Origin of the sequence: Aquiflexum lacus (assembly GCF_015476655.1) — a bacterium.
In the GTDB taxonomy this organism is placed as follows: domain Bacteria; phylum Bacteroidota; class Bacteroidia; order Cytophagales; family Cyclobacteriaceae; genus Aquiflexum; species Aquiflexum lacus.
Genome location: NZ_JABFHF010000015.1, coordinates 109,356 through 135,525 on the forward strand (window position 1 = coordinate 109,356; position 26,170 = coordinate 135,525).

Annotated in this window: 9 protein-coding genes; 8 read left to right on the top strand and 1 reads right to left on the bottom strand. The window is 41.3% G+C overall.

What is annotated here, in order from left to right:
• Positions 1 to 69: 69 nt before the first annotated feature.
• On the bottom strand, positions 70 to 4,056 hold the full coding sequence (locus HMJ38_RS14590) for a hybrid sensor histidine kinase/response regulator transcription factor (protein WP_194975145.1): 3,987 nt from the start codon (positions 4,054 to 4,056) through the stop codon (positions 70 to 72).
• 273 nt (positions 4,057 to 4,329) lie between these two features.
• Between HMJ38_RS14590 and HMJ38_RS14595 the strand changes: the two genes are divergently transcribed.
• The 8 genes from HMJ38_RS14595 (at position 4,330) to HMJ38_RS14630 (ending at position 25,968) form a co-directional block, all read left to right on the top strand.
• Entirely contained in the window at positions 4,330 to 4,938 is a 609-nt protein-coding gene (locus tag HMJ38_RS14595) for a hypothetical protein (RefSeq protein WP_194975146.1), read from the top strand.
• A 418-nt stretch (positions 4,939 to 5,356) separates the two neighbouring features.
• Complete coding sequence (locus tag HMJ38_RS14600; protein ID WP_194975147.1) at positions 5,357 to 6,025, top strand: hypothetical protein; 669 nt, start codon at positions 5,357 to 5,359, stop codon at positions 6,023 to 6,025.
• Between the two features lie 17 nt (positions 6,026 to 6,042).
• Positions 6,043 to 6,603, top strand: coding sequence for a hypothetical protein (locus HMJ38_RS14605; RefSeq protein ID WP_194975148.1), 561 nt, complete (start codon positions 6,043 to 6,045; stop codon positions 6,601 to 6,603).
• Positions 6,604 to 6,834: 231 nt separating this feature from the next.
• Positions 6,835 to 7,446: a hypothetical protein gene (locus HMJ38_RS14610; protein ID WP_194975149.1), complete on the top strand. Its 612-nt coding sequence runs from the start codon at positions 6,835 to 6,837 to the stop codon at positions 7,444 to 7,446.
• 3 nt (positions 7,447 to 7,449) lie between these two features.
• Positions 7,450 to 8,184, top strand: a complete 735-nt coding sequence (locus HMJ38_RS14615) for a hypothetical protein (protein WP_194975150.1) — start codon at positions 7,450 to 7,452, stop codon at positions 8,182 to 8,184.
• 209 nt (positions 8,185 to 8,393) lie between these two features.
• Positions 8,394 to 21,545, top strand: a complete 13,152-nt coding sequence (locus HMJ38_RS25545; protein WP_194975151.1) for a CARDB domain-containing protein — start codon at positions 8,394 to 8,396, stop codon at positions 21,543 to 21,545.
• Positions 21,546 to 21,552: 7 nt separating this feature from the next.
• Entirely contained in the window at positions 21,553 to 22,497 is a 945-nt protein-coding gene (locus HMJ38_RS14625) for a PorP/SprF family type IX secretion system membrane protein (RefSeq protein ID WP_194975152.1), read from the top strand.
• Between the two features lie 261 nt (positions 22,498 to 22,758).
• Complete coding sequence (locus tag HMJ38_RS14630) at positions 22,759 to 25,968, top strand: S41 family peptidase (RefSeq protein ID WP_394355071.1); 3,210 nt, start codon at positions 22,759 to 22,761, stop codon at positions 25,966 to 25,968.
• Positions 25,969 to 26,170: the final 202 nt, after the last annotated feature.

Sequence of the window (26,170 nt, forward strand, 5' to 3'; positions counted from 1 at the left end):
TTCTGCCTTCTTGCCCAACATCCGTCATCGGTTAACAAAGTAATCTTCTTCTGTCTCCTGTCTCCTGTCTTATTTTTCCTTGGCCAGATACTCATTTGGTGTCATCTGATAGGTTTCTTTGAAGCATTTGATAAAGTAGGAGGGCGAACTGAAGCCAACGGCATAAGCAATCTCTGAAATGGACTCGCCGGATTTTTCAAGTCTTTGGAGGGCAAGTCGTAGCCTTTGGTCGCGGATAAAAGCTGAAGTCGAAAGACCCGTGAGGGCGGTAAGTTTTCTATGAAGCTGCATTCTGCTCATGCCAAGCTTTTTGCAAAATTCATCTACGGTGAAGTTAGCGTCTCCAAGATCTTCGTCTATTATATATTGGATTTTTTCAAGGAATTTCTCGTCTGTGGAAGTGATCGCGATTTCATTGGGTGCAATACTTGTTTTGCCAGAATACCTTATTCTTAAATTCCTTCTCAATTCGATCAGCTTTTGGATTCTCACCAAAAGCTGTTTGATGCCAAAGGGTTTGAGCATGTAATCATCTGCACCTACTTGAAGTCCTTTAAGGATGGTGTCTTCTTCGGATTTTGCTGTAAGAAGGATGATCGGGATATGGGAAGTTTTTTCATCAGATTTGAGCTTTTGACAGAGTTCAATCCCGTCCATCTCAGGCATCATCACATCCGAAATGATCAAATCAGGGATTTTTTTTAGAGCCAGGAAAAGACCTTCACGTCCATTTTCAGCTTCAATGATTTTATAATACGGTTTGAGTTCTTCGATAATAAAAGATCTGACCTTGTAATTATCTTCAACAAGCAAAACAAGCGGAGCATCTTCGCTTGCAGTGATTTGATGTCCTTTCATTTTTTGGTCTTCAGGGTATTCCTCTTCCTCTATTACTTGCTCGGGTCTGAATGAATACTTTTCAACAGGGATAATGATGTTCACTTCAAAATAATCTTTATCCTCTAAACATAGGTTAATCTTACCTTTATGGAGCTCAACCAGGTCTTTGACCAAAGGAAGTCCAATACCAAAACCTTCTATTTTGGTATCCGGCTTATAGAATTTATCAAATAGATGAGAAATTTCTTCTTTGGAATATTTGACCATACTGTGGTTAGAAATTGTGAGATGCAGTTGGTTCTCCTGAATTTTTGATCTGACCAAGACCTCTGTTCCTGATTTGCCATATTTGATAGCATTCTGTAAAAGGTTACCCACTATTTTTTCAATTTTATCAGGATCAAACCATACCTCTGTCATCAATGGGATTTCGGTTCTGATTCTAATGTCCTTCTCTGCAGCAAAATAGAAAAAGTTGGATACAATAGACTGTAATAGCAGCCCCATATTTCCTTTTCGGATGCCCAGTTGTAGTTTGCCGGATTTGATTTTTGAAACTTCCAGCAGCTGATCTACCAAGTTGAGCAAACGTTGAGAATTTTGTTTTATCAGGTTAAGCTGAGATTTGAATACAGGATTTTCTGACTGACTCATCAGCCTTTCAACAGGTCCAGCTATCAGGGTCAGGGGCGTTCTGAATTCATGGGATATATTGGTAAAGAAATTTGTTTTAAACCTATCTATTTCCATGAGTCTTTCTGCTTCGTCTTCTTTCATCTTGATCAGAAACTTTATTTCCCAGCGCCATTTGAGGTATTGGTAAATCCACACTATTGCTAAAATGAAAAATACCAAATATACCAACTTAGCCCAAATGCTCAGGTACCAGGGCGGAAGGATCGTGAATTGAAGCGATACGGGTTCAGCGGACCAAATTCCGTCATAATTGCTGGATTTGGACAAAAAATTATAGGAACCTGGTGCAAGGTTTGTATACCTCGCCTGATGGTTGTTTCCGGCCTGAATCCAATTCTCATCATGGCTTTCAAGTTTGTACTGGAATTCGTTTTTGTCAGGAGAAGAAAATACCAAACTTGCCATGTTGATGGTAAGTGTATTTTCATTGTGCTTCAGCTTGATTTTGTCAGTAGTAGGGATGGGTTGATCAAAAGCATATAAACCAGTAATAGCTGTTTTTGGTTGGATTTCATTCAGGGATATATCCTCAGAATTGAACCAATAGAAGCCTTCCAAACTTCCAAAATAAAGCAAACCATCTTTATTTTTGAAATATGCCCCTGTATTGAATTCCGTTGCCAGTCCATCATAGTTGGTATAGTTGGTGATGGAATATTCAAGCGGTTGAGATGGTAGTATGGTTATTTTTGTAATTCCTTTGTTGGAACTCAGCCAGATGTTGTTTGCAGCATCAGGCAAAATACCGTAAACCACATCATTGGCCAAGCCCTCCTTGGTAGAAATTCGCGTAAACTCCTTGCTGTCAATATTTAAAGCATTGATTCCAGATCCATTTGTTCCTATCCACAAGGTGTTTTTTCCGTCAAAATGAAGGGATTTAATGCTATTGGAAGAAATTGAGTTGGGATCATCTTGTTGGTGGGAAAGGGGCTCAAAATTTCCCGAGTCCATATCAAAGCTTGCTATTCCCTGATTTTCGGTTCCAATCCACAATTGACCTTTTCGACCTTCTTCAATGGCCCTGATATTATTGCTTGGGATACTGTTAGGATCATTTGGATCATGGTTGAATTGTTGGACAACACCCTTTTGTGGATCAAACTGGATCAGCCCATCATTTCGAGTGGCTAACCAAAACCTGCCTTCACTGTCTTTGAATATTTTCCAGACCGTATTACTAGGTAATGGAACCTTGCTATCGGTATTGAAGTGTTTGAAAACACCTTTTTCAAGGTCCATGATACTGAGTCCTTGTTCCTGATAGCCAATCCAAAGCTTGCCTTGACCATCTCCCATCAAACTCATGACCCTATCACTTGAAATGCTAAGAGGGGATTTTCCGGTACTTGACAGGGTTTCCCAAGTTTTAGTTTTTGGATCAAATGAGGTGAGACCCTTCCCCGAGGTTCCTACCCAAATTTTATCCTTTTCATCCACATACAAGGCCCTTACCACATCAATATTGATATTTTCTGGGACCTGTTGGTTGTGAAAAAAATTGAATTTCTCCAGATAAGTATCATGAAAACTCAAGCCTCCACCATCAGTTCCAAACCACAAAGTGCCTGTGTAATCTTCAAAAAGACATAAAACATCATTGTAATGCACCGATCTCGGATTCTGTTTTTGATAAACATAATTTTGAGAAGTACCATCTTTTGTATTCAGCTGTATGAGACCCTGTCCATAAGTAGCTACCCAAATCCTGCCCTTGGAATCTTTCATGATATCCAAAATCATCTGTCTTTTGATGTCATCAGGAAGATTGTCAACAAGGGTATTGATCGGTTTGATGGATTTTTCGCCTTTTGGGACCAGCCAGATTCCTGCATTCAAGGTGCCAATCCAAATGTTTCCATCAGAATCGGTAATAGCACAGGAATAGATATTGTTTTTATCGGGCGATTGAAAATCAGTGACTGATTGATTTTGTTTATTCAGCAATACTACGCCATCATTAAATGTAAGGATGAGTTGCTGGGTATCAAAATCAGAGATATCCAATATCTGACGGGATGGGTCTGTCCATATCATTTCCGGAGATTGGATATTTTCATTCCATTTAAACAACTGTCCTGAAAAGGTCCCGATCCAGATGTTTCCGCTCAGGTCTTCATGTATGCTGTTTGCTGCATTAATACCTTTTATAGGGATAAATTCATTTTTTAGGGGATCCAAAAGTTCTGGAACTGATGATTCCGGAATGATCCAAATCCTATTTTTACGATCGGCGATGACCTTGCCCAACTGCAAATGGGATTCCTGGGTGATATCCGCAAATTTTTTGTTGTAAATCTTAAATTCAATGCCATCAAACCTGTTCAGCCCCTCTTGTGTTGCAATCCACAAAAAACCATCAACATCTTGAGTAACTGAAACCACAGAATTTTGGGAAAGGCCATCATTGACAGATAGCTGACGGAAGGAAAGTTCTGTTTGGCCAAAAACAGGAATTGCCAAAATAAGTATAATGGCAATTAAATATGAGGCCTTTTTTATTTTGGAAAAGTGTTTCATTTTTTTAAAAATATGGTATTTAAGTTTCAAAAAAAATATTTATTTCAAGTTCATGCGTTCGAAAACGTTTATGATCAGCACCTTTTAATTTTATAACATCGATGTGTCTATCAAAGGAAGCATTTTGGGAAAAATATCAAGTAAGTTATTTTCAATTTATTTCTTTAATCCCTTTAGTAATGTTACAATATTCTTATCCTGTGGTACAATGGATATATCCTGTTGATTTTTGCAAATCTATATTTGCCATCATTTTTATTAAACTCGGCAATAATGATGATTGATAAACCAAAATGTAAAAGGAGAATTTTCAGAATTCAAGCTTTGATAGCTCTATTGTTGATTTTAGGGATTTCCTGTCAAAATAATGAATCCTCCCAAAAAGCGATTGTTGAAAAATCAGGAAAAACTACCCAATTGTCAACGCAGGATTTGGCATCAATCATACCCATTACCAGAGAACAACTTAAAAATTGGATCCCGAATCAAATTGGCGAATACAAAATAATTAAAACCGTCATTGGGTATAAGGAATCGGTGGACATGAGTGCCATCAAAGGTACTTATAGCAATCAATCTGATCCATCAAAACAGGTGGTAATGGAAATCCTTGATGGTGCAGGTCCAGTGGCTTCTGTTCTTTTGTCGGGCAGTATTCAAAAATTGAATCTTGATTTTGAGGAATTGAAAGAGGGTGCATATTCAAGAATATATAAAAGAAAAGGCCATAGAGTCTGGGAATCAGAAAATACCAAAGAAGAGATCTCAGAACTTGAATTCATATATGAGAGTAGATTTCTGGTTTCCCTAAAGGGCCATCATCTTCGAAATGAGGAATTGTGGTCTTTTGCGGACTACCTGGATTTTAGAACTCTCAAATAAGCGGCTTTTGCCCTCTCGTTTTCCTCGCTACTGACAGATCTCGTCCCATTCTTTCGGCTACTTAGGTCTCAATTATCATCTCTCGCTCTTTGACTTCCCGTGCCGATAGCTATCGGTACGAGACAGGCTTTGGTTGGTTCTTGGTTCTCAAATTTCGGATCTCGGCTTTAGCATCTCGCCTCTCTCTTCTGTCTCCCGTCTTCCGTCTTCTGTACCCTCTCCAACATCGGTCATCTATCATCAAACATTTTTCACAATTATTTACAGAATTCCCCACGATGTTACAACAGTAATATTCTTTGATACATAATTGATATTGTAAGGGTATGCAATGAAATAAATTTGACTATTCAAACTATTAAATGTTTTACCAATAACAAACAGTATAAATATGAAGCCTATTCTAATCTTATGTTTTATGTGTTGTTTTTTCTGGGCAAATGCGCAGGAAATTACAGGAAAGATCAAAAATCATGGTAAATCTGATATGGATATGGTTCTGATGCTATTTGGGATGGATTATCCGATCTCAATAGGTAAGGTTGATAAAAAGGGTCAGTTTACTGTTAACCTGGCCAATCTGACCATGGACCATATACCTGAAGATAACAAGTCGTTGTCTATAGGTCCACTATATTTTAACTTTTTCTTCGGTTGTAATAGTTCAGATGCTTTTGGTGATAATGCAGAAAAACCGGCTGCGAGGCAGGATTTTGTAAGGTTGACTAAAGGCGGAGACTGGGCTGGGACAGTATTCCTGGTTTCTGACGAAGGCCTAAGACCATGGATAGAGGACTCCGGCTATAACAATGCCATAAAAGGATCATTTTATGAAGTGATGTACGTTGCTGATGATGTCAATTTAAATATGACCTGCAACAGCAGTGTGTATGCAGCCGATAATGAAGAGGTAGAAACTGAATACAAATTTGATATCGAATTGAAAAAGGGCTTCAATTGGGTCGAATACACCATAAATGAAGTGTATGAAACAGATCCCAATATCAGGGCATCTTTTCCTTCCAAAGTAACCATTAGCAATGTTAAAGACCCCTCCAAAATGCTATGGGTAGGCACATATTACTAACTCTTTAAAATTTTACCATGATGAAAAAATTATTAATGATTAACTGGTCGCTTCTTGCAGTGATGCTATTCCTTACAGTTTCAGGTTGCGGAAGCAAAGATGGTGACGATGATATGAATCCTGCTGACACTAATAAATCAGGGTATTTTCTAAGCGCAAAAGTAGATGGTAAACTCGTAGAGTTTAAAACCGAAACCCTATTGAGTGTTGAGATTGGATCTGCCATACCAAATGTCTATAATCTGTCTTTGTCAGGTGGAAGACAAGTAAGCAACCAATCTGCTTTAGAGGAAGTTATCACAATTTTATTGACGGAAACGACCCCCATTACCGAAAAAAGTTATTCCGGACTTGTGCCATTTGAAACTGGTTTTAAAGGGGTACTTCTTGGATACGCCTTGGAAGCTGAAGAAAAAGCTTATATCACCGATGTTAATGATCCTAATGTAAATCTTCAAATTACCGAGATCAAACCAACTTTTGTCAAAGGAAAATTCAGTGGAGTGGTCAAAGAATTTCTCAGCGGTGAGACCAAAACCATTACTGAGGGAGAGTTTTTTTTGCCGAGACGGAATTGATTTTTGAGGGTAACTATTTAATTGAAACTTAAACACTGATTCCCCTAACCTGTCCAAAAAATTGGACAGGTTTTTTTATGATGTTACATCAGTGGGATTTTTTGGTACAATTCTTTTATCTCAATAAGTTCAATGAAGATATATTTGATTCAATATTAACCAACAAACTTATTTTGAAATATGGGAAATACACTTTTCCCCTTTTTGATTTTAACTTATAAATTCTGTATCATGAAAAATTTAAAACTCACACTGATTACCTTCCTAATGGCTATAATTTTGATTTCTTGTGAGGACAGCAATTCGCCCACAGGCATATTGAACCCCGAAAAATTCACAGCGATTGTTGTAGGAGATGTCAGTACCGAAATCACTTTCGATGAAGATAAATTAGTAGCTGTGGCCGGGGGGCAAGATTTCGAAGATGAAGCAAGTACCTACCTGGCAATAACTGCAACAAATATGGATGCTAGTATGGTCATTAATTTGTATCCTCCTCCTAACCATCCTAGAAGTAATGATGTCATTTCGATTCAAATAAAATCGAATACCCCTAAACCATGGACAAGAGACAAGGAATACACCACACCATATATCAATCAATTGGTGAATATAGAGGAATACGCAATAGTAAATTATTGGAATGATGAAGATAGAAGAGATTATGTGTCCTTTTACCGCTTTGAATCCCAAAATCATAAGATTAAAATATGGAAGGAAGGTAAAATGCTCAAAGGAGAAATTAGGGGACTTAAGTTGGCTATTTTTAACGGGTCAAGAATAGTAACCATCGAAAGACTGGATTTCGAATTAAGACCTGAAGATGATGATTTGACGGACTAAATTATGAAAACTATATATTTGCTATTATCCCTATCGATTTTAAACTTACACCTAGTAGCTGTTGCCCAAGAGACTCTATCTGGAATCATCTCTGATTATTCCGATGGAAAAGGACTGATCATTTCTCACGATATTGTAAGAGGGGATAATTACACTTGGGGCACAATTGATGATGATGGATTGATTTCAGTCCCCTTGTCAGATAGTTTTTTGGACGAAATCAAGAAAATGGCTGCTAAAGCGCAAAAAAAAGCACCTAGAGGATTTACCTTAAAATTACCCACCATCGAAGATACTTTTACTTGTAAGTATCCTGATGTAAAATTTGAAAATCCCGGTTGTTTGGTTTCAGGTTTACCGGACTTAATGCTTACCGACAATAAGAAAAAAGAGGAGAATGGAAGAATTTACGCAGTCAACAACCCTGTCATTGCAAATTGGCTGCATAACAATCAAAAAGGGGATGTTGGCTTAGGATATTATTTAATGTTTTACTTTTCCGAGGACAAAGCTTCTGCAAAAGGGACATGCATGAACTCGAACTATACTGGTTTGGGTGATGAGAATTTTGATAAGTTCATGCTTTATGAACTTGAACTTGACAATGGTTGGAACATTGTCCAATACGAGATCGAAGAGGTTTTTGAATCAAGGAATGGTGGCGTTTTTCCGGAAGTCATCAAAGTCACCAAGCTGGAAAATTTGCCTGATGATCTTACATGGGTGAGAGTGAATTGATTCGAATCGTTTATTAGAATCATTTCCCCAAAATCTGATGTTTTTTTCACTTCACAGGTGAATTACAGCAAAATGTTACATGCGTGATACATTTTGTTACATATTTTATATTCCTTCTTTATTTGAAATCCCATTTTTGTTCTGGAGACTATACGTTTCATTTTGGATCACCCAACACCCAAAAAAATTCACCTTTAAGAGTACTATTTATGAGCAAAATTTCCCCAACATTCGCCCAGCTATTAAAAACCTTTATTTTTTCTTTAGTTTTCCTGTTCAATGGTTTTTGTGTCTTTGGACAGGTACCCACTACACCGTCTACTAATCTTAATGTTTCCAATATTGATGGGGACAGATTTTATGTCAGTTTTTCTAGAGGTGATGGGGCACGAAGAATCATTGTCGCCAGTGCCAGTCCTGTTACTGCTGTTCCGGTCAATGGAGCTGATTACCTTGCAGGGAATTTTGGACAGGGGAATGAGATTTCTCCTGGGCAATTTGTGGTTTACAGTGGAGCCGCAAATCAAACGTGGCTTTATGGTTTTAGCCATTCTACAACTTATCATTTGAAAATATTTGAATACAACGGGACTAATTTCACCACCGAATACCTTACCGCCGAATTTTTGGAAGGAAGTGCTACAACATTAACTGCTCCCACTGTTCAGGCAAGTGCGCTGACTTTTAGCAATGTGACAGGTTCAGGAATGTCACTTTCATGGACCAACGGGAATGGAAATGGAAGAGTAATCATTGGCAAAGCCGATGGACCAGTGGATGCGGAGCCACAGGATTTGACTAATTATGGAGGTGGATCTGGTTCTTTTACCAATGGGACCAATTTGGGAAACGGTAATTTTGTTCAATATTCAGGAGGAGGTTCTAATACTAATCTCAGCGGACTTGACCCGAGCAAGACCTATCATTTTGCCATATTTGAATACCAAGGCAGCAGTGGGAAAGTATATCTTAGGCCTGGGACAAGAAGTTCACAGACTACTGCATCTACTCCAACAGTATCAGCTACCAATTTCTCGGTAGTTAATGCTAACGTAGATGGTGACCGGTTTTACTATTCCTATACTAATGGAAATGGAGCCAGAAGATTGGTAGTTGCAAAAAAAGGAAGCCCAGTGACTGCACTTCCAAAAGATGGGGAAACTTACACTGGCAATGCGACATTTGGCTCAGGTACAGAAATGGAACCGGGAGAATTTGTGGTTCACAATGGCGCTTCCAATGGTAGTTGGATTTATAATCTGGAACCTTCCACAGTTTATCATTTTGCGATTTTTGAATATAATGGTTTGGGAACCGATACATATTATCTTCGGGATCCTTTTTTGGCAGGTGAAAGGGCCACTCTCAGTCCGCCAAGTACCCAAGCGAGTAATTTGACTTTCACCAATGTGTCCGGGAATTCCATGACTGTCAGCTGGACAAATGGAAATGGAACGGGCCGTGTATTGGTTGGCAAGGAAGGTTCGGCAGTAGATGCTTCCCCGGCTGATTTTGTAAATTATGGAGGTGGATCTGGTTCTTTTACAAATGGAAGTAATCTTGGAAACGGCAATTATGTCCAATATTCGGGAGGTGGTACCACAACTACTCTCACAGGCTTAAGTCCTGATAAAACTTATCATTTTGCGGTTTTTGAATTTACAGGAAGTAGCACAGGTCGGCAATATCTCAGGCCGGGCACGGTAGGATCTGAAAAAACTGTATCCAGTCCAACAATACCTGCATCTAATTTTTCTGTCAACATTAGTAATGTAGATGGTGACCGGTTTTATTATTCATTTAATAATGGAAACGGTGCCAGAAGAATTGTAGTAGCGAAAAAGGGCAGTCCTGTTACGTTTAGGCCCGATGATGGAATAGCCCATACTGCATCCATCAATTTTGGACAAGGTGCGGAAGTGACGGAAGGTGAGTTTGTGGTTTACAATGGTACTTCAAATGGCAGTTGGCTTTACGGTCTAGAACCGGCTACTTCCTATCACTTAGCCGTTTTTGAATACAATGGGACAGGTGAAGAAACCTTTTATCTGAAAGATCCTTATTTATCGGGAGAAAGGGCTACACTCTTTCCACCAACGGTGCAAGCAAGTAACCTCACTTTCACGAACGTGACAGGTAACTCAATGACAATTAGTTGGACTAATGGAAATGGAACAGGACGTATCTTGGTGGGAAAAGTAAACGCTCCTGTCGATGTATCACCTTCGGATTTCATTAATTATGGAGGGGGTTCAGGCTCTTTTACAAATGGCAGTAATTTAGGAGATGGCAATTACGTCCAATACTCAAGTTGGGGAACAAGCACTACAATTACAGGACTGAACCCAAATAATACCTATCATTTCGAAATATTTGAATATACAGGAAGTAGTACGGGAAGACAATATTTAAGGCCAGGAGCAAAAGCCTCTCAAGCTACAGGAGCAGCACCCAACATTGGCGCATCTAATTTTACTGTAAATAATGCCAATCTAGATGGAGACAGGTTTTATTATTCCTTCACTCAAGGGAATGGAGCAAGGAGGGTAGTCTTTGCCAAAAAAGGCAGCGCGGTCACCTTTTTACCTGTAGATGGACAGGTTTATTCAAGTTCCACGACTTTTGGTTCAGGCACTGAGGTTGCTGCGGCTGAATTTGTAGTTTATGAAGGAACATCGAATGGAAGTTGGCTCTATGGACTTGAGCCTGCCACCGAATACCATTTTGCCATTTTTGAATACAATGGAACTGGTGAAAATACATATTATTTAAGGGATCCCTTTTTGGCTGCGACAAAAGCAACTTTAAGTCCTCCTTCGGTCCAATCCAACAATGCATTTACCAGCAGTAGAAGCAACACTTCTATCAATATTTCTTGGACAAGAGGGGATGGCGCTAACCGCGTTCTGATTGGAAGAAAAGCAGGACCTGTAAATGTAGAACCGGCTGACCTCACCAATTACCAAAGCTCTGCAACATTCGGGACGAGGCAGATTGGCACGGAGAATTATGTGCTCTATACAGGTACCGGTAATAACGTAAATGTTACCAATTTAGAGCCGAGTACCAACTACTATTTTGCGCTTTTTGAATTCAATGGAGGTTCAGCTAGATTATACCTGAGACCAGGATATCAGTTTGCTTTGGAAACTTTTGGGGAAAGACCTACAGTACAGGTATCCAATGCCACTTACTCCAATATAGAATTCAACTCATTGAATGTTGACTTTGTCAAAGGAAATGGCACCCGTCGACTTGTGCTTGCAAGGGCAGGAAGCGCTGTCAATGCCGGGCCGGCTGATTTCACTTCCTATTCGGCAAACAATATTTTTGGTCAGGGAGACCAAATTGGCACAGGTAATTTTGTGGTTTATAATGATTTTGGAGAAGATTTTTCCTTAGAAGGGCTTGAAGCCGGTGTGACCTATCATTTTGCTTTCTTTGAATATGCCTTTTCGGAACAGGGAGAACTTTACCTTGCCCCGGCCTATACCTCGTCACAATCATCCAAAACCAATGCAGACCTAGGTGTCTCCTCCATCACTGCTCCGGTGTCAAGTTGTAATTTGAGTGAGACGGAAACTGTTACGATCGAAATCACCAATTTCAATTCCTCTCCGGCAGGTGCTTTCCAAGTTGCTTATTCTATGAATGGAGGCGAACCCGTCATTGAGAATATTTCAGGAACCAATACCATTGCCGGGAATGGCAAATTGACTTATAGTTTCCAGACCAAAGCGGATTTGTCAGTAGATGGAAATTATGAAATAAGAGCCTATACCATTTTGGAAGGGGACGTCAATATAAATAATGACAGCCAAACAATCACAGTCAATAATTCTCCCGAAACCAATACTTCCATTTCTCCTGATGTTAATATTTGTAAAGGAGCTTCTGTTTTGCTTCAGGCATCAGGTGGAATTTCTTATTTATGGAATACAGGAGCCACCACCAATGTGATTGATGTTTCCCCATCAGTCTCCACCGAATATACCGTGACAATCACCACTGAAGATGGATGTAAGATTGAAAAAAGGGTAATGGTTTTCGTAGAAAATACCAGTGAATTGCCTGTCATATCCTCAACTCCTGATAGTGATTCCTGTGAAGGCGGTAGAATCTTGGTTACTCAACTTACAATTCCTGTCCGTTGGATTTTGGATGTGGATTCGGAAATCTATGACTTGGGAGAATCCATCACAGTCAAAGCCGATCAATCAGGTATCTATACCGCAGTTTATGTAAACGAAAACGGTTGTGAAATCAGATCCGCCAATTTCAATTTTGAATTGGACCAGTTGCCGGAATTGCAGGTTTCAGGCCTGACTACCATTTGTTCAGGTGAATCTTTGTCCCTGTCCATTCAGGGATTGAGGGATTTGATTTGGTCTACCAGCCAAACAGGGGAAAGCATCACCGTCAGCCCGACTGCTAATACCAAATATTGGGTAAGCGGAAAATATGGTACTGATTGTGTTTTCTCAGATACCTTAGAAGTTACAGTGATTCCTGCAAGCGCACCTGAACCAGTAAGGCAAATGTTGCCTGCTGATGGATCTTTGAACCTACCTCAGCCTATTTCACTATCTTGGACCCCTGGGGAGTTTTCGGTAGTCTATGATGTATTTGTCTGGGAGGAGGGTACAGAAAAGCCAACCCAACCAATTGCTAAAGATATTCAGGAAATCAATTACACAGTCCAAAGCTTGGAGCAGGGTAAATCATTCTTGTGGCAAGTACATTCCAAAAACAGTTGCTTTGTCACCGAAGGACCCGTACAAAGCTTCTTTGCAGCAGGAATTCCTGATCTTACGATAAAATCCTACACTGCTCCGGAAGCTGTGGTGGCTGGAAATACCATTACGGTAACCTGGGAAGTAAAAAATATCGGATTGGGCAATACCAACAATCTTCGCTGGAAAGACCGTATTTGGTTGTCTGCTGACCTTGATCTAAGAAAAGCAGATGATATCCTGCTGGGAGAATTTGATAATCCAGCTTCTTTGATGCAAGGAGAATCTTACACCATGACTCAGGAAGTTAGGATTCCGATCAATCTCAGAGGAGTTTATTACCTGTTTATCATCACTGATAACGATGATGGGTATTGTAGGATTGAAAACGGTGTTTGTGCCAACGAGCGAAAATCCCATACGGAGACAGTAAAAGAAAGTAACGAACAGAATAACCTGGTTTCCCCGACGCTTTCCATTGGAATCCCTCCATTGGCTGATCTGACTGTCAACAATGTCGGTGTTACCACAGATGCTTTTTCAGGTGATTCCATCAGTGTCATCTATGAAGTACAGAATATTGGGGAAAGAGAAGCCAAGGGTGTTTTCTGGAGGTTTAAAAGAGATGGAGGTCAATACAGCTATTCAACAGGAAGTTCAGGTGGAACATCAGGAGGTGGCAGCAGAAGTGTCAGTGTGGCGCCTGCACCTACTAATATTTCTGTCACGGAATCCTGTAGGATTGAATACTATTGGAGAGATGCCATATACCTTTCTCAGGAACCTGAATTCAATATCAGTAAATCCACCAAACTTCAGGAGTATTCTGTTTTCCTTGCTGAAGAAGACAGTGTTTCCACATGTATAGTCGGGGGTAACCTTCCAGTCAATTCGAAATATACCAAACAACGTGAGCTGAAATTGCCTGATAATGTATTCGGGACTTACTACCTCTATATTGTTTCCAATTTCTCCGGGATGTTTGAAAACGAATACAGCAACAATATCCGCCGAAGTGACCCCATCAATGTCATTCTTACTCCTCCATCAGATTTGGCAGTCATTGACCTTCAAGTTCCTACTGAAATAATCGCAGGTACAAAAATGGATGTTTCTTGGACTGTTGAAAACTTGGGTGCCAATCCACCAAATGTAAATTCTTGGGTGGATGAAGTTTTTATCTCTGAGCAACCTGAATTCGATAAGAGCAAGTCGGTTTCGATATTCAAAAAAACCTTTACCACTCCGGTAAGAATTAATGAATTCGGGATGGCCACCCCGCTGCCATTGGAAAATGGAAACACATATTCAGTAGATGTGGAGGCTTTGATTCCCGAACGATTGTCAGGAGATTATTATGTATTTGTACTCACAGATACAGATAACAGGGTTTTTGAATTTGAGTCAAAAGAAAACAATGTCAGAAGAAGTGAAAATCCTGTTAAACTGATTACAGGCCAAAGGGCTGAATTATCCCCCGTCTCCATCATCCTTCCGGATACAGTATTCAGGGATGTAGCCTTCCCTATAAAATATAGAATTATCAATAATGGAAATAAAGCGGCAGTTGGATTTACTGATAGGATTAACTGGTCTACCAGTTCAGACCCTACAAAGACACCATTCAATTTTCTCGGAAGTGTCTTGCATAGAGACAGTCTTCCCGTAGGACAAGCCGTTGAAAGAACAGTCTTGGTAGCTTTACCTAAAAATGCCCCTGATAGCATTTATTTCCATATTTTCACTGATGTAAATGATGTCATTTTTGAAATTGATGAAACCAATAACAGAACTAGCAACCAGATGATGGGAGTCAAATCTCCTGTAATCCTGACACGGGAAACAGTAACTGAAGTCAAAGTGGTGGACCTTGCTGTCAAGGAATTCACTTTGAGTTCCAGTAATTTAGGTTCCGGGGATCAATTGAATATCAATCTCAAAGTAGAAAACTTAGGTCCTAATGATGTCACAAGGTCGTTTACGAGTAGGGTTTATTTGACAAGAGATTCTGCGCTTACAGAAGATGATATTTATCTGACCGAGTTTACCAGAAATAAATTAATTTCTGGAGATGTATATGAAACAGGTAAATCCGTAAAAATACCTGACTGGATTTCAGGGGAATATTTTGTGTATTTATGGGTGGATTACCGACAAATTGTAATCGAGGATCAAAACAAAGCCAATAATATTGCCCTGAGAAAAATCAATGTCACAGCTACCCCAGCGCCTGACCTTGTCATCACTGCATTGGAAGCTCCGGAAACTGTCATTTCAGGCGAGAGTTTTTATGTCAAATATACCCTTGAGAACACAGGAGAAGGACCAACGAGATCCGAGTGGAATGATGGTTTCTTTTTAAGTACTTCCCCTGTTTTGGCCACTGGTGCTCAGAATATTGGATTCAAAAAAATTGCTAAAATCTTGGCTGTTGGAGAGATTCTTAAGGACAGTGCCTTAGTTAAAACACCGAATAATTTTTCTGGAAATTATTATCTGATAGCCAAAGCAGATTATCAGAATAAAGTATTCGAAGGTTTTAACGGAGGTGAAATCAATAATGAGCGCAATCAGGTAATTCTCATCAATTTATCGGATCCAACAGATCTGACGGTGAATTCATTTTCCATTCAGGAATCTGCGTTCCTTGGCGATGAGACTACTGCTGAGATTGAGGTGACCAATATCGGGGACAAACCAGCTTCGGGAAGGCTTTTCAATGGGTTCTACCTTTCTGCTGACCAACAGCTCAATGGTGCTGTGGATCCTTTGGTAGGCAATCAGGAATCGGATGTTAATATTTTACCTGGACAAAGCCGCACTTACAACATCAAAGGCTCAATTCTTAATCTTGATCCCGGGAACTATTTTGGAATCGGCAGGACCAATATTTTGGCTTCCATCAATGAAGTCAATTTTGAAAACAACCTGTTGGTTGCAGAAAAGCAATTGAATCTCGATGTCAGGTCACTTCCGTTGGATACACCTACTACCAATACCTTGATATCCGGAACCTGGCGCTATTACAAAGTCAATGTTGGTGCAAATCTCGACTTGGTGATCGACCTGAGTTCGAGCAGATCTGTCGGTTCAAATGATGTTTTTGTGTCATTTGGAAAAGTACCATCTCCCAATGAATTTGATTATAAAGGGATCAATACCAATCGCACCAATCAACGTGTATTGGTGCCCGAGACTAAATCGGGAACCTATTACATTTTGGTCAAAACAGATATCCCGCTAGCGCAGAATATTGAATTGCTGGCAAGGGCCTTGCCATTTAGTATTTTGTCTTCCAACCCTGCTGTTGTCGGAAACGGAACAGTTACCACAACCATTACCGGTGCAGGTTTCAAAGCCGGAATGGAGGTTTCATTGCTCAAAGATGGAAACAAAATCATCAGTGCAACCCAAGTAAATCTGACCAATAGCATGAGCGGTAGGTTGGGTTGGAGATTGGCCGACGTGGACTTTGGTATCTACGATGTAGAAGTCAAGAACCCGGATGGAACCACAGTTATTTTGGAAAATGGGTTGGAAGTGGAGCCTAGTACAGGATATGGTGGATTGACCTATAATATTTTGGCTCCTGATGTGGTAAGGAGAGGGAAGTCAGCATTCTTCAATATTGTTTTCAAAAATGAAGGCAATGTGGATATACCCATAATGAACGCCCAGGTTTCAATGGAAGAAGATATTGAAATCTATGAAATAAAATCCCAAGGTAAAATTAAGACCAATTCTGAATTAGATCCTTTAGGAAGGTTACAGGATGCACCTGACTTTGGCATTATCAGTGGATTTAAAGTCGTCCCATTAAATGCTAGGGATATTTTCCCGGGAGAAGAGTCGTCCGTAAGTTTCTTATTAGGGAATTTCCAGGGAAATACTTTTCCGATGGAGGTCAGTGTCTCTGCTGCTTCACCTGGGTTAGTTGTATTTAATCTTTTAGAAAAAATAGAAAATACAAGGCAACTTGCTTTAAGCAACCCAGATATGTTTTATGAAGACAGAGCTTTAGTTGCAAATAAAACAGCATTTGCAAAGGCCATGATTCAAAATTACATTGAATTTGGATTGATTTTGGCAAGTGACACTATAGGTGTGAACTTAAATTGTGAAGATTGTGATTCTTTTACTGATAATGACATTTTATCACCAGAAGGGAAACTGATTGGTACTTCATTTTCAGATAATGTGATTTTTAGTTCTGGAAAAGAATACAATTGGCAAATTAATAAATATTCAGGAAGTGCCGGTAATAATCCTGGATGGGATTTAATCAAAATTGCCAATAGCCTAAATATTACTGCAACCAAAAATGCCCCATTTACTGTCAAAGTAAGTAGTTTAGATTATAATGGCAATCCCGGTTACCTCGCAGGATGGTATCCTGCGGTGGATAAATGCTGGACAATAGTGGTAGCGGAAAAAGGAATTATTGGTTTTGATCCTGATAAGTTTGAAATAGATCTCAGTGGATTCTTGGCATATAATTTTATTTATAATGGAAGATTCAGTGTCCAACAATTGGATGAATTTACCATTTCCTTGTGTTTTACAGCCTATATTCCTGGCCCTGGCGAACAGGGAGTTCCCGGCGCTCCGGGCGTTTGGGGTGAAGATGGTTCTCCGGGAGGACAAGGTGGGCCAGGTGCTCCTGGAATATTACCTGGCCAAGGGGGCAGAGGAGGCATTGGAGGACCCGGAGGAGGAACAAGAGGTCCTAATGGTCCTTCAGGTACATGTCCTGTCGGAGTCGATTGTAATCCAGCAGACCCCGATAACCCAGATGATCCTGATAACCCAGATGATCCTGAGAACCCTGATGATCCTGAGAATCCAGATGATCCTGAGAACCCGGATGATCCTGAGAATCCAGATGATCCTGAGAATCCAGATGATCCCGAAAACCCTGATGATCCTGAGAATCCAGATGATCCAGAAGACCCTGAAGATGAAGAGAAAGATCCTCCAAAGAATTGTCCTTATCCAGAAGGCTGTGACAATGATGACGGTCCCGAAGACAATATAGATGATTGTGGCAATGGAGTTCCAGGAACACCATCTGGAACCCCGTGTCCTCCTGAACCTGGCAAGCCTGATATACCTCCAGGTGGCGACGATGGAGATGACGGTGGGGGTCCTACTCCTACTGGTTGTGCTGAGGGAGAGGGATCGGGTGGAGCCTCAAGTAGTGGAATATTTGGGGAAAAAACCTGTGACAAAATATTTGATGGATTAGGATGCTTAGCGGCAGCAGGTGGTTGTATTATAGGTGGTGCGCTTTGTGCGTCTGTTATAGGATGTGGTGTTGGATTAGTTAGCTGTTCTATAGGTATTGCATCGTGTTACTCCTCGATTAAAGAATACCTTGATCCATCTTTCAAAAAAGACGAAACTTTAAATAGCCTTGGGTGCATTGGCGGGTTTATTAATGATTCTGTTAAAGGATCTGCTGTAGCCGGGATAATCGATTTTACACTTTGTGAAGGAAAGGAAAGAATCTGCAAGCCAGTTGTCTCCTCCTGCGATCCTAATGAAATTCTGGGGCCTGAAGGCTACGGGGATGAGCGGTTTGTTTCCAAAGACGAAGAATTGCCATTTACCATTTTCTTCGAAAACGATCCTGTATTTGCCACAGCACCAGCACAGCGTGTCGTGGTGAGACAGCAATTGGATCCGAATTTTGACCCTGCAAGTTTCAGGCTCAACGGTTTTGGCTTCCAGAACATGACCTTTGATGTTCCTTCTGGATTGACTAACTATACCACCAAACTGAATACAGCAGCTGAAATCGGTGTGGATGTCAATGTGACCTTCGGTCTTGATCCTGTGAACAATGAATTGTTCTGGGCATTACAGTCTGTGGATGCTAAAACCGGTTTACCGCCTTTTGAGGCATTGGCAGGATTCCTTCCTGTGAACGATTCCACAGCGATTGGTGAAGGCTTTGTTTCATATACCATCAAAGCGGGAAGGGAAACAGTGACCGGTGACAGCCTCAGGGCCATGGCCAATATCTTCTTCGATACCAATGCCCCGATTGTGACCAATGAAGCATTCAATACCGTGGATGCAGGAGCACCAACCTTACTTGAAATAAAAGATGTGTTGGTCGAATTTGATTCCTTGATGAGTTTCACTGTATTGGCAGTGGATGATCAGGGAGGTAGCGGTGTCAAAGGTTTTGATGTCTTTGTTTCCGAAGATGGAGGGCCATACATTTTACAAAGCCTTGATAATGCAGTAGGTGAAAAATTTATATTCCGGGGTACACCTGGCAAAAACTACTGTCTGGCAGTAGTTGTCAAAGATAATGTCAACAACAGTATCAGGGTCAGCGAAGAAGATGTCGTTTGCTTCACCACACCTGAGGATGAAATCAACATCTCAAAAGTATTCACCCTTCAATCCGCTGTTTCCGGACAAGGTCAGATCAGCATTCTTCCAAGTGGAACTGTTTTCAATGAATCTCAGGAAATACAAATTGAAGCACTTTCAGCAGAAGGTTGGGTCTTTGTAAGATGGGAGGGCGATATCAGCAGTACTCAACCGAGTATCAACCTGGTGATGGACAACAACAAGTTCATTCGGGCCATATTCATCGAGGGAGACTTGCCGGTATTTGCAGTGAATACTTCAACCGAAGGAAGCGGAACCATTTCCCTTAATCCGGAAGGTGGTCAATATGAATCCGGTGCGGAAGTGACCTTGACAGCAAATCCTGCCTCAGGATGGGAGTTTGTGGCATGGGAGGGTGATGTGGATTCTTCAGATGCCACCATCACTTTGACCATTGATACCGATAAAAATCTCAAAGCAAAATTTGTGGCGATCTTATCAGTTGCTTTGGAAGGCACATCACTGAGTTGTCAGGATGCAGCAGATGGAACCATCAAAGCCAGTGTAACAGGTGGTATTGCTCCTTATGAATATGCATGGCTTCAAGATGGAGAACCTATTGTCTCAGTGACCGAATCCCTTGATGCATTGGAAGCTGGAAACTATCAGGTTACTGTCAAAGATTCCAGAGGAAAAACAGCAGTGCAGTCTATTTCGATCATCGTTGAGGATAAAGCAGCTCCTGTGATAAAAATCAAGGAAAATATTATTGTCAACCTTGATGCGGCTGGAAATGGAAGTTTATCTGTCGAAAAAGTAGATGATGGTTCAACGGACAACTGTGGAATAGAAAGTCTGCTTTTGGATAAAACCACCTTCACATGTACCGATCTTGGCGAACAACAGGTAACCCTTACAGCTAAGGACGCAGCCGGAAACGAAACCATCCAACAGTTCAATATTTCTGTCAGGGATAATCTCGCACCAATAGCCATTGGAAGAGTTGCTGAGTTATTCCTTGATGAAAATGGAACGGCTTCTCTAACTGCTTCCCAAGTTGATGGGGGATCTACAGACAATTGTGCTGTTGCATCGATTTCTGTTAATAAAACCACATTTACCTGTACTGACTTAGGGGACAATGAGGTAACACTCACAGTCAAAGATGGCTCAGGTAATGAATCAGCTGTCAGTGTCACTGTGAAAGTGATAGATGAGATTCCTCCGGTTATTTTAAACGTTCCGGAAGACAGGTTGGTCTATGCGGGCGCTACTTCAGGCTATGAATTACCGGATTTCATAAGTTCCTCCATTACAGAAGACAATTGTGAGACGGTTGAATTTACCCAAAGTCCGGCAGCAGGTTCAACCTTGGCCGCAGATCAGAATCATCCCATCACCTTGACAGCAAAGGATGCAAGTGGAAATGTCACCACAGCTACATTTACCATCATAGTAGAGGCCCTACAAGTGGGAGCAGTAGAAACTCTCGAAATGCTAGAGGTCAATTGGAATACGCCTTTCAATAGCCTGACACTGCCTGCAAACGTCCAGGTAACACTGAACAATGGAGAGACAGTAAGTATGAATGTGGTATGGCAGACATCAAGTTATGAACCCTTAGTAGCAGGAGTTTACAGCTTGGTGGGTAATCTGACCTTGACGGATGAAATTACCAATCCGGAACAAGTTCAGGTCAGTTTGATGGTTTTGATCAGTGAGAAACCGCAACCACAGGATATTTTGCTGAACATCACCAATCAGGACAGGAATCCAAACATTCCAATTGGAGCATTGGCAACCGTCGATCCTGCTGATGATGTCCATGTTTATGAGCTTACAGATGGCAGTCTTGACAACAGTTACTTTATCCTTGAAGGGAATGAGCTGAAATGGGATCCTACCAAAAAGGTGGCAGGTAAAAAAGAATTTACCATTGAGGTGAGCAGCACAGACCGGGCAGGCAATAAGATAACGAAGGAGTTCAATCTGACTTTTGTTTCCCGAAGATTGACGGAGATAGAAGTACTCAATACTTTCACCCCTAACGGTGACGGTGTGAATGATACCTGGGGGGTACCCGATTTATTTGGTTTTGATGAGTTGAGTATCAGCGTGGTGGATCGGGCAGGTAGGATAGTCTTCATGACTACAGACCCAAGGCTCAGGTGGGACGGATCCTTTGAAGGCAGAATTTTGCCTGTGGGTACCTACATCTATGTGATTGAAACCAAAGACCCCAAAGAAATGAGGTCTGGAACCATCAACCTAATCATTAGATAAGACGGACATGAAAATAAGAATCTTGATAATAGGGATGTTGCTCGGTTTCTGCTTGATTGCCGAAACCTTTGCGCAAAGCAGAAAATATATCAGTCAATTCAACCATTTCCAAAGTTATTACAACCCAGGTCTGACGGGTTATGAAGGAAGTGCACTCAGAGGATTTGTCCGGAATCAGTGGAGTGGGGTAGAGGGAGCTCCAAAAACCTATTTCCTGAGTCTGGAGCTGGATTTTGGGGAATTAGGTGGATTGGAAGATCCGGCCCTGATGGGTAAGAATGCCGCCAGTCTCAATATGCTTCATGACACCTATGGAGCATTTCGGGAAACGGAACTGATGGGGGCTTATGCAAGCCGGATCAGGATAACTGACCGGCATAACCTCCGCCTTGGTGCAGGATTCAACTACCTCACTGTCAGGTTGGACGGCAATGCGCTGACTGCTGAGCAACTGCAGGACGCCACGATTGGTCAATATATTGGGAGTTTTGCCAGTATGCAGATCATTGATTTTAATCTAGGTCTTGCGCTTACTCATGAAAACTATTACCTCTCCTATGGCATGCACAATGTCAACGGGGGCAGGTTGTCTTCAGGAGATGTCTTTATGGATGGCAAGCCTGTTTCCATGATGGTTCAGGCAGGATACAGACATCAGTTTGGTGAAAACATCACAGCGATCGGAAATTTCTTCTATCGGAAACAATCAGGATTTGCCGACAACACAGAATTCAATTTGAAGGCCCTCATGCTCGAAACCTTCTGGGTGGGAGCTGGGCACAGGTTCAATTATGCCAACTCACTTCACATCGGATACCTGAGGGGAAATGTTCGCTTGGGATATGTTTATGAATTCCCGACTACTTCGAGCAGACAGTTTTTGGGCAATACCCACGAATTTATGGTGGTGTTGAAGGTGTTGGGGGATAAAGAGTATAAGAAGATCTGGTAACTGTTTATTCTATTCCGTAAGGTCTGTATGTATGTAAAATTTTCTTTTCGATAATTCAAATAAATATCCCGAAAACAAAAATCTATTCTTTACCCCTTGAACTTGTAAAAAAAAAATGGCTGTATTTCTACCAAAGTAGGTACAGCCATTTTTTAATTCCACCAATCCGATCAAATAAAAAAACATAGCATCAACAAACATTTTTTATAATTTCGACCCAAACTATTCCGACAAAGTAATATGAATAACCTAAAAGCTTTAATGAGCATCTTGATGCTTTTTGTTTTTTCCATTCTATCAGCCCAAGAAACACCTAATTGGCTCCGCTACCCCTCTATCTCACCGGATGGCAGCAAAATCGTTTTCACCTACAAGGGAGACCTCTATGCTGTCCCGTCTTTAGGAGGCAAGGCAACACAATTGACTTTTCATGAAGCCCATGACTTTATGCCTGTTTGGAGCAAAGACGGGAGCAAGATTGCATTTGCCTCTGACCGCTATGGCAATTTCGATGTATTTGTCATGTCAGCCGAAGGAGGTCCTGCCACAAGGCTGACCTATCATTCGAATGATGAAATGCCCTATTCATTTTCAGCAGATGATAATTCCGTGATTTTTGGGGGTGTACGACAAGATTTGGCGGAACACAGACAATACCCTAAAGGTTCTCAGCCAGAGTTATACCAAGTTCCGGTTAAAGGAGGTAGAATTGATCAAGTTTGGACCATTCCTGCGGAGTATGTACAAGTCAGTAAGGATGGTAAAAAAATGATCTACCATGATAAAAAAGGTGGGGAAAACGAGTGGCGGAAAAAACATCAGTCAGCGATTACCAGAGATATATGGGTGTATGATGCAGCATCCAATACTCATACAATGATTACAAGTTTTGGTGGGGAAGACAGAAATCCTGTCTTTGCTCCCGGAGAAAATGATATCTACTACCTCAGTGAGGAAAAAGGAAGTTTCAATGTGTTCAAAACCAACCTCAATAATCCTTCCCAAACTACAGCATTGACCGACCTGAAAGATTTTCCTGTCAGGTTCCTGAGTATTGCCAATAATGGTTTGATGAGTTTTTCCTATGATGGTGAACTCTATACCCTCAAAGATGGTGAGCAACCCAAAAAAGTAGCAGTCAGTATCACTACACAGGCCATTGCCAATACCGACAGTTATATCAATATCAATGGCGGGGTCAGGGAAATGTCCGTTTCTCCTGATGGTAAAGAAATTGCCTTTATTGCGAGGGGAGAAGTATTTGTCACTTCAGTAGATGGAGCTTTGACCAAAAGAATTACTAATACGCCCCAACAGGAGAGTTTCGTTCAGTTTGCCCCTGATGGCAAATCCATTGTCTATGCCAGCGAACGTGATGGTAAATGGCAAATTTACCAATCCAAAAAAATTAGGGAAAAAGAAGAGCCGTTTTTCTATGCAAGCACTTTATTGAAAGAAGAGGCCTTGGTGAGTGCTGAGTCGGATGCATACCAGCCCCAGCTTTCTCCTGACGGTAAAAAACTGGCTTTTATTGAAGGAAGAAAGACCCTTAAGGTGTTGGATCTGGCAAGCAAGTCAACAGTGACCTTGATGACTTCCGAAGAAATCATCCATATGAGAGATGGCGATCAGTACTTCGAATGGAGTCCTGACAGCAAATGGCTTTTGGCACAGTTCAGACCTACTTTAGCCAATGGTGAAGTGGTACTGTTGGATGCTTCAGGAAAGAAAGTCATGGAAAACCTTACCCAAAGCGGTTACGGTGACAGCCGACCAAAATGGGTCAATGGAGGCAAACAAATGATCTGGTTTAGTAACCGTGATGGGCTTAAAGGTTTTGCCACGAGTGGAAGATCACAAAATGATGTTTTTGCTATGTTTTTCACCAAAGATGCTTTTGACAAATTCAGGTTGAGCAAGGAAGATTTTGACCTGATGAAGGAAGTGGAAAAGGCAGGTAAGAAAGAGGAAGATAAAAAGGATGATAAAAAAGAAGCTGATAAAAAAGTCGAAGACCTTAAAATTGACTGGGAAGACCTACGAGAAAGAAAAGCCAAACTGACCATTCACTCTTCCACTTTGGGCGATGCAGTACTGGACAAGGAGGGTGAAAAACTGCTCTACCTGGCAAGTTTCGAAAAAGGGATGAACCTATGGAGCACTGACCTGCGCACCAAGGAGACCAAGTTGGAACTCAAGCTTGATGCCGGCTCGGGAAGGTTGGAATGGGACAAAGAAATGAAGAACCTTTACCTATTGGCCAATGGCAACATTTCCAAAATAACTGATAAGGGAGGCAAAAGAGAGCAGATTAAAATTGCGGGTGAGATGACATTGGACACCGAAGCTGAACGTCAACAGATGTTTGAACATATCAAGATCAGGACCAAAGGCGCTTTTTATACCCCGGACATGCATGGGGTGGATTGGGATGCTTTGAGTGCTGCATATGAAAAGTATCTGCCTTCCATTGGCAATGACTATGAGTTTGCTGACATGGTCTCAGAACTGATCGGTGAACTAAACGTTTCCCATGCCGGTGCAAGATATAGCCGAAGTATTCCACAAGCGGATGCCACAGCATCATTGGGTATTTTTATGGATTATTCCCATAAAAACGATGGTATCAAAATAACGGAAATCATCAAAGGAGGACCTTTGGACAAAGCAGGACTTTCTATCCAGACCGGAATGATCATTGAAAAAATAGATGGTGAGACCATCAGCAATGATAAAGATGTGGCTTGGTACCTTAACCGAAAAGCAGATAAATTCACCCTTTTGGAAGTCTTGGATCCCAAAACCAATACCAGACAGCAAGTGACAGTAAAACCGGTATCGCTTGGTGAAGAAAACCAATTGCTCTACAAGCGCTGGGTAAAAAAGAACCAAGCCGAAGTGGACAGCTTGTCCAATGGCACCTTGGGATATGTCCATATTCCCGGCATGTCTGACGGTCCGTACCGAACTACTTACGAAGAAATGATGGGCAAGTACCACGACCGAAAAGGGGTGATTGTGGATACCCGTTTCAATGGGGGCGGGGACTTGGTTGCCGATTTGGCCATGTTCTTCACAGGAGAGAAGTTTATCACCTATGCTACTGCTGAGCGCGAGGTAGGCTACGAACCTACCTTCCGTTGGACGAAACCTACCTTGGCCATGTTCAACGAAGCCAATTACTCTGATGGACATTGCTTTGCCTGTGGCTATACCGACTTGAATATAGGCAAGACAGTAGGCATGCCGACGCCGGGAACCTGCTCTTTTGCTGGTTGGGAGACCCTACCAAATGGAGGACGATGGGGAATGGTCCCTGTTTCGGCCAAAGACAAATCCGGCAATTGGATGGAAAACAACGAAACTGATCCACAGTTTAAGGTCAAAAATATGCCCGGCAAGATTGACAAAGGCATCGATCAGCAGTTGGAGAAAGCGGTCGAGGAGTTGATGAAGGATGTTGGGAAGTGAGAGGCGAGAAGCGAGATGCGAGAGATTAGAGCCAAGACCTTTGATGCGCCGCGGCGTATCGAAGGTCTTTTTAGGAACCAAGAAGTAAGAAGTAAGAATCAAGAACCGAGATTCGAGAAGCGAGAGAATAGATTCAATAACCAAAAACCAAGAAGGCCTTTCTTTGTCACTTCGACGGCAGGAGAAGTCTATTGAGACGCTC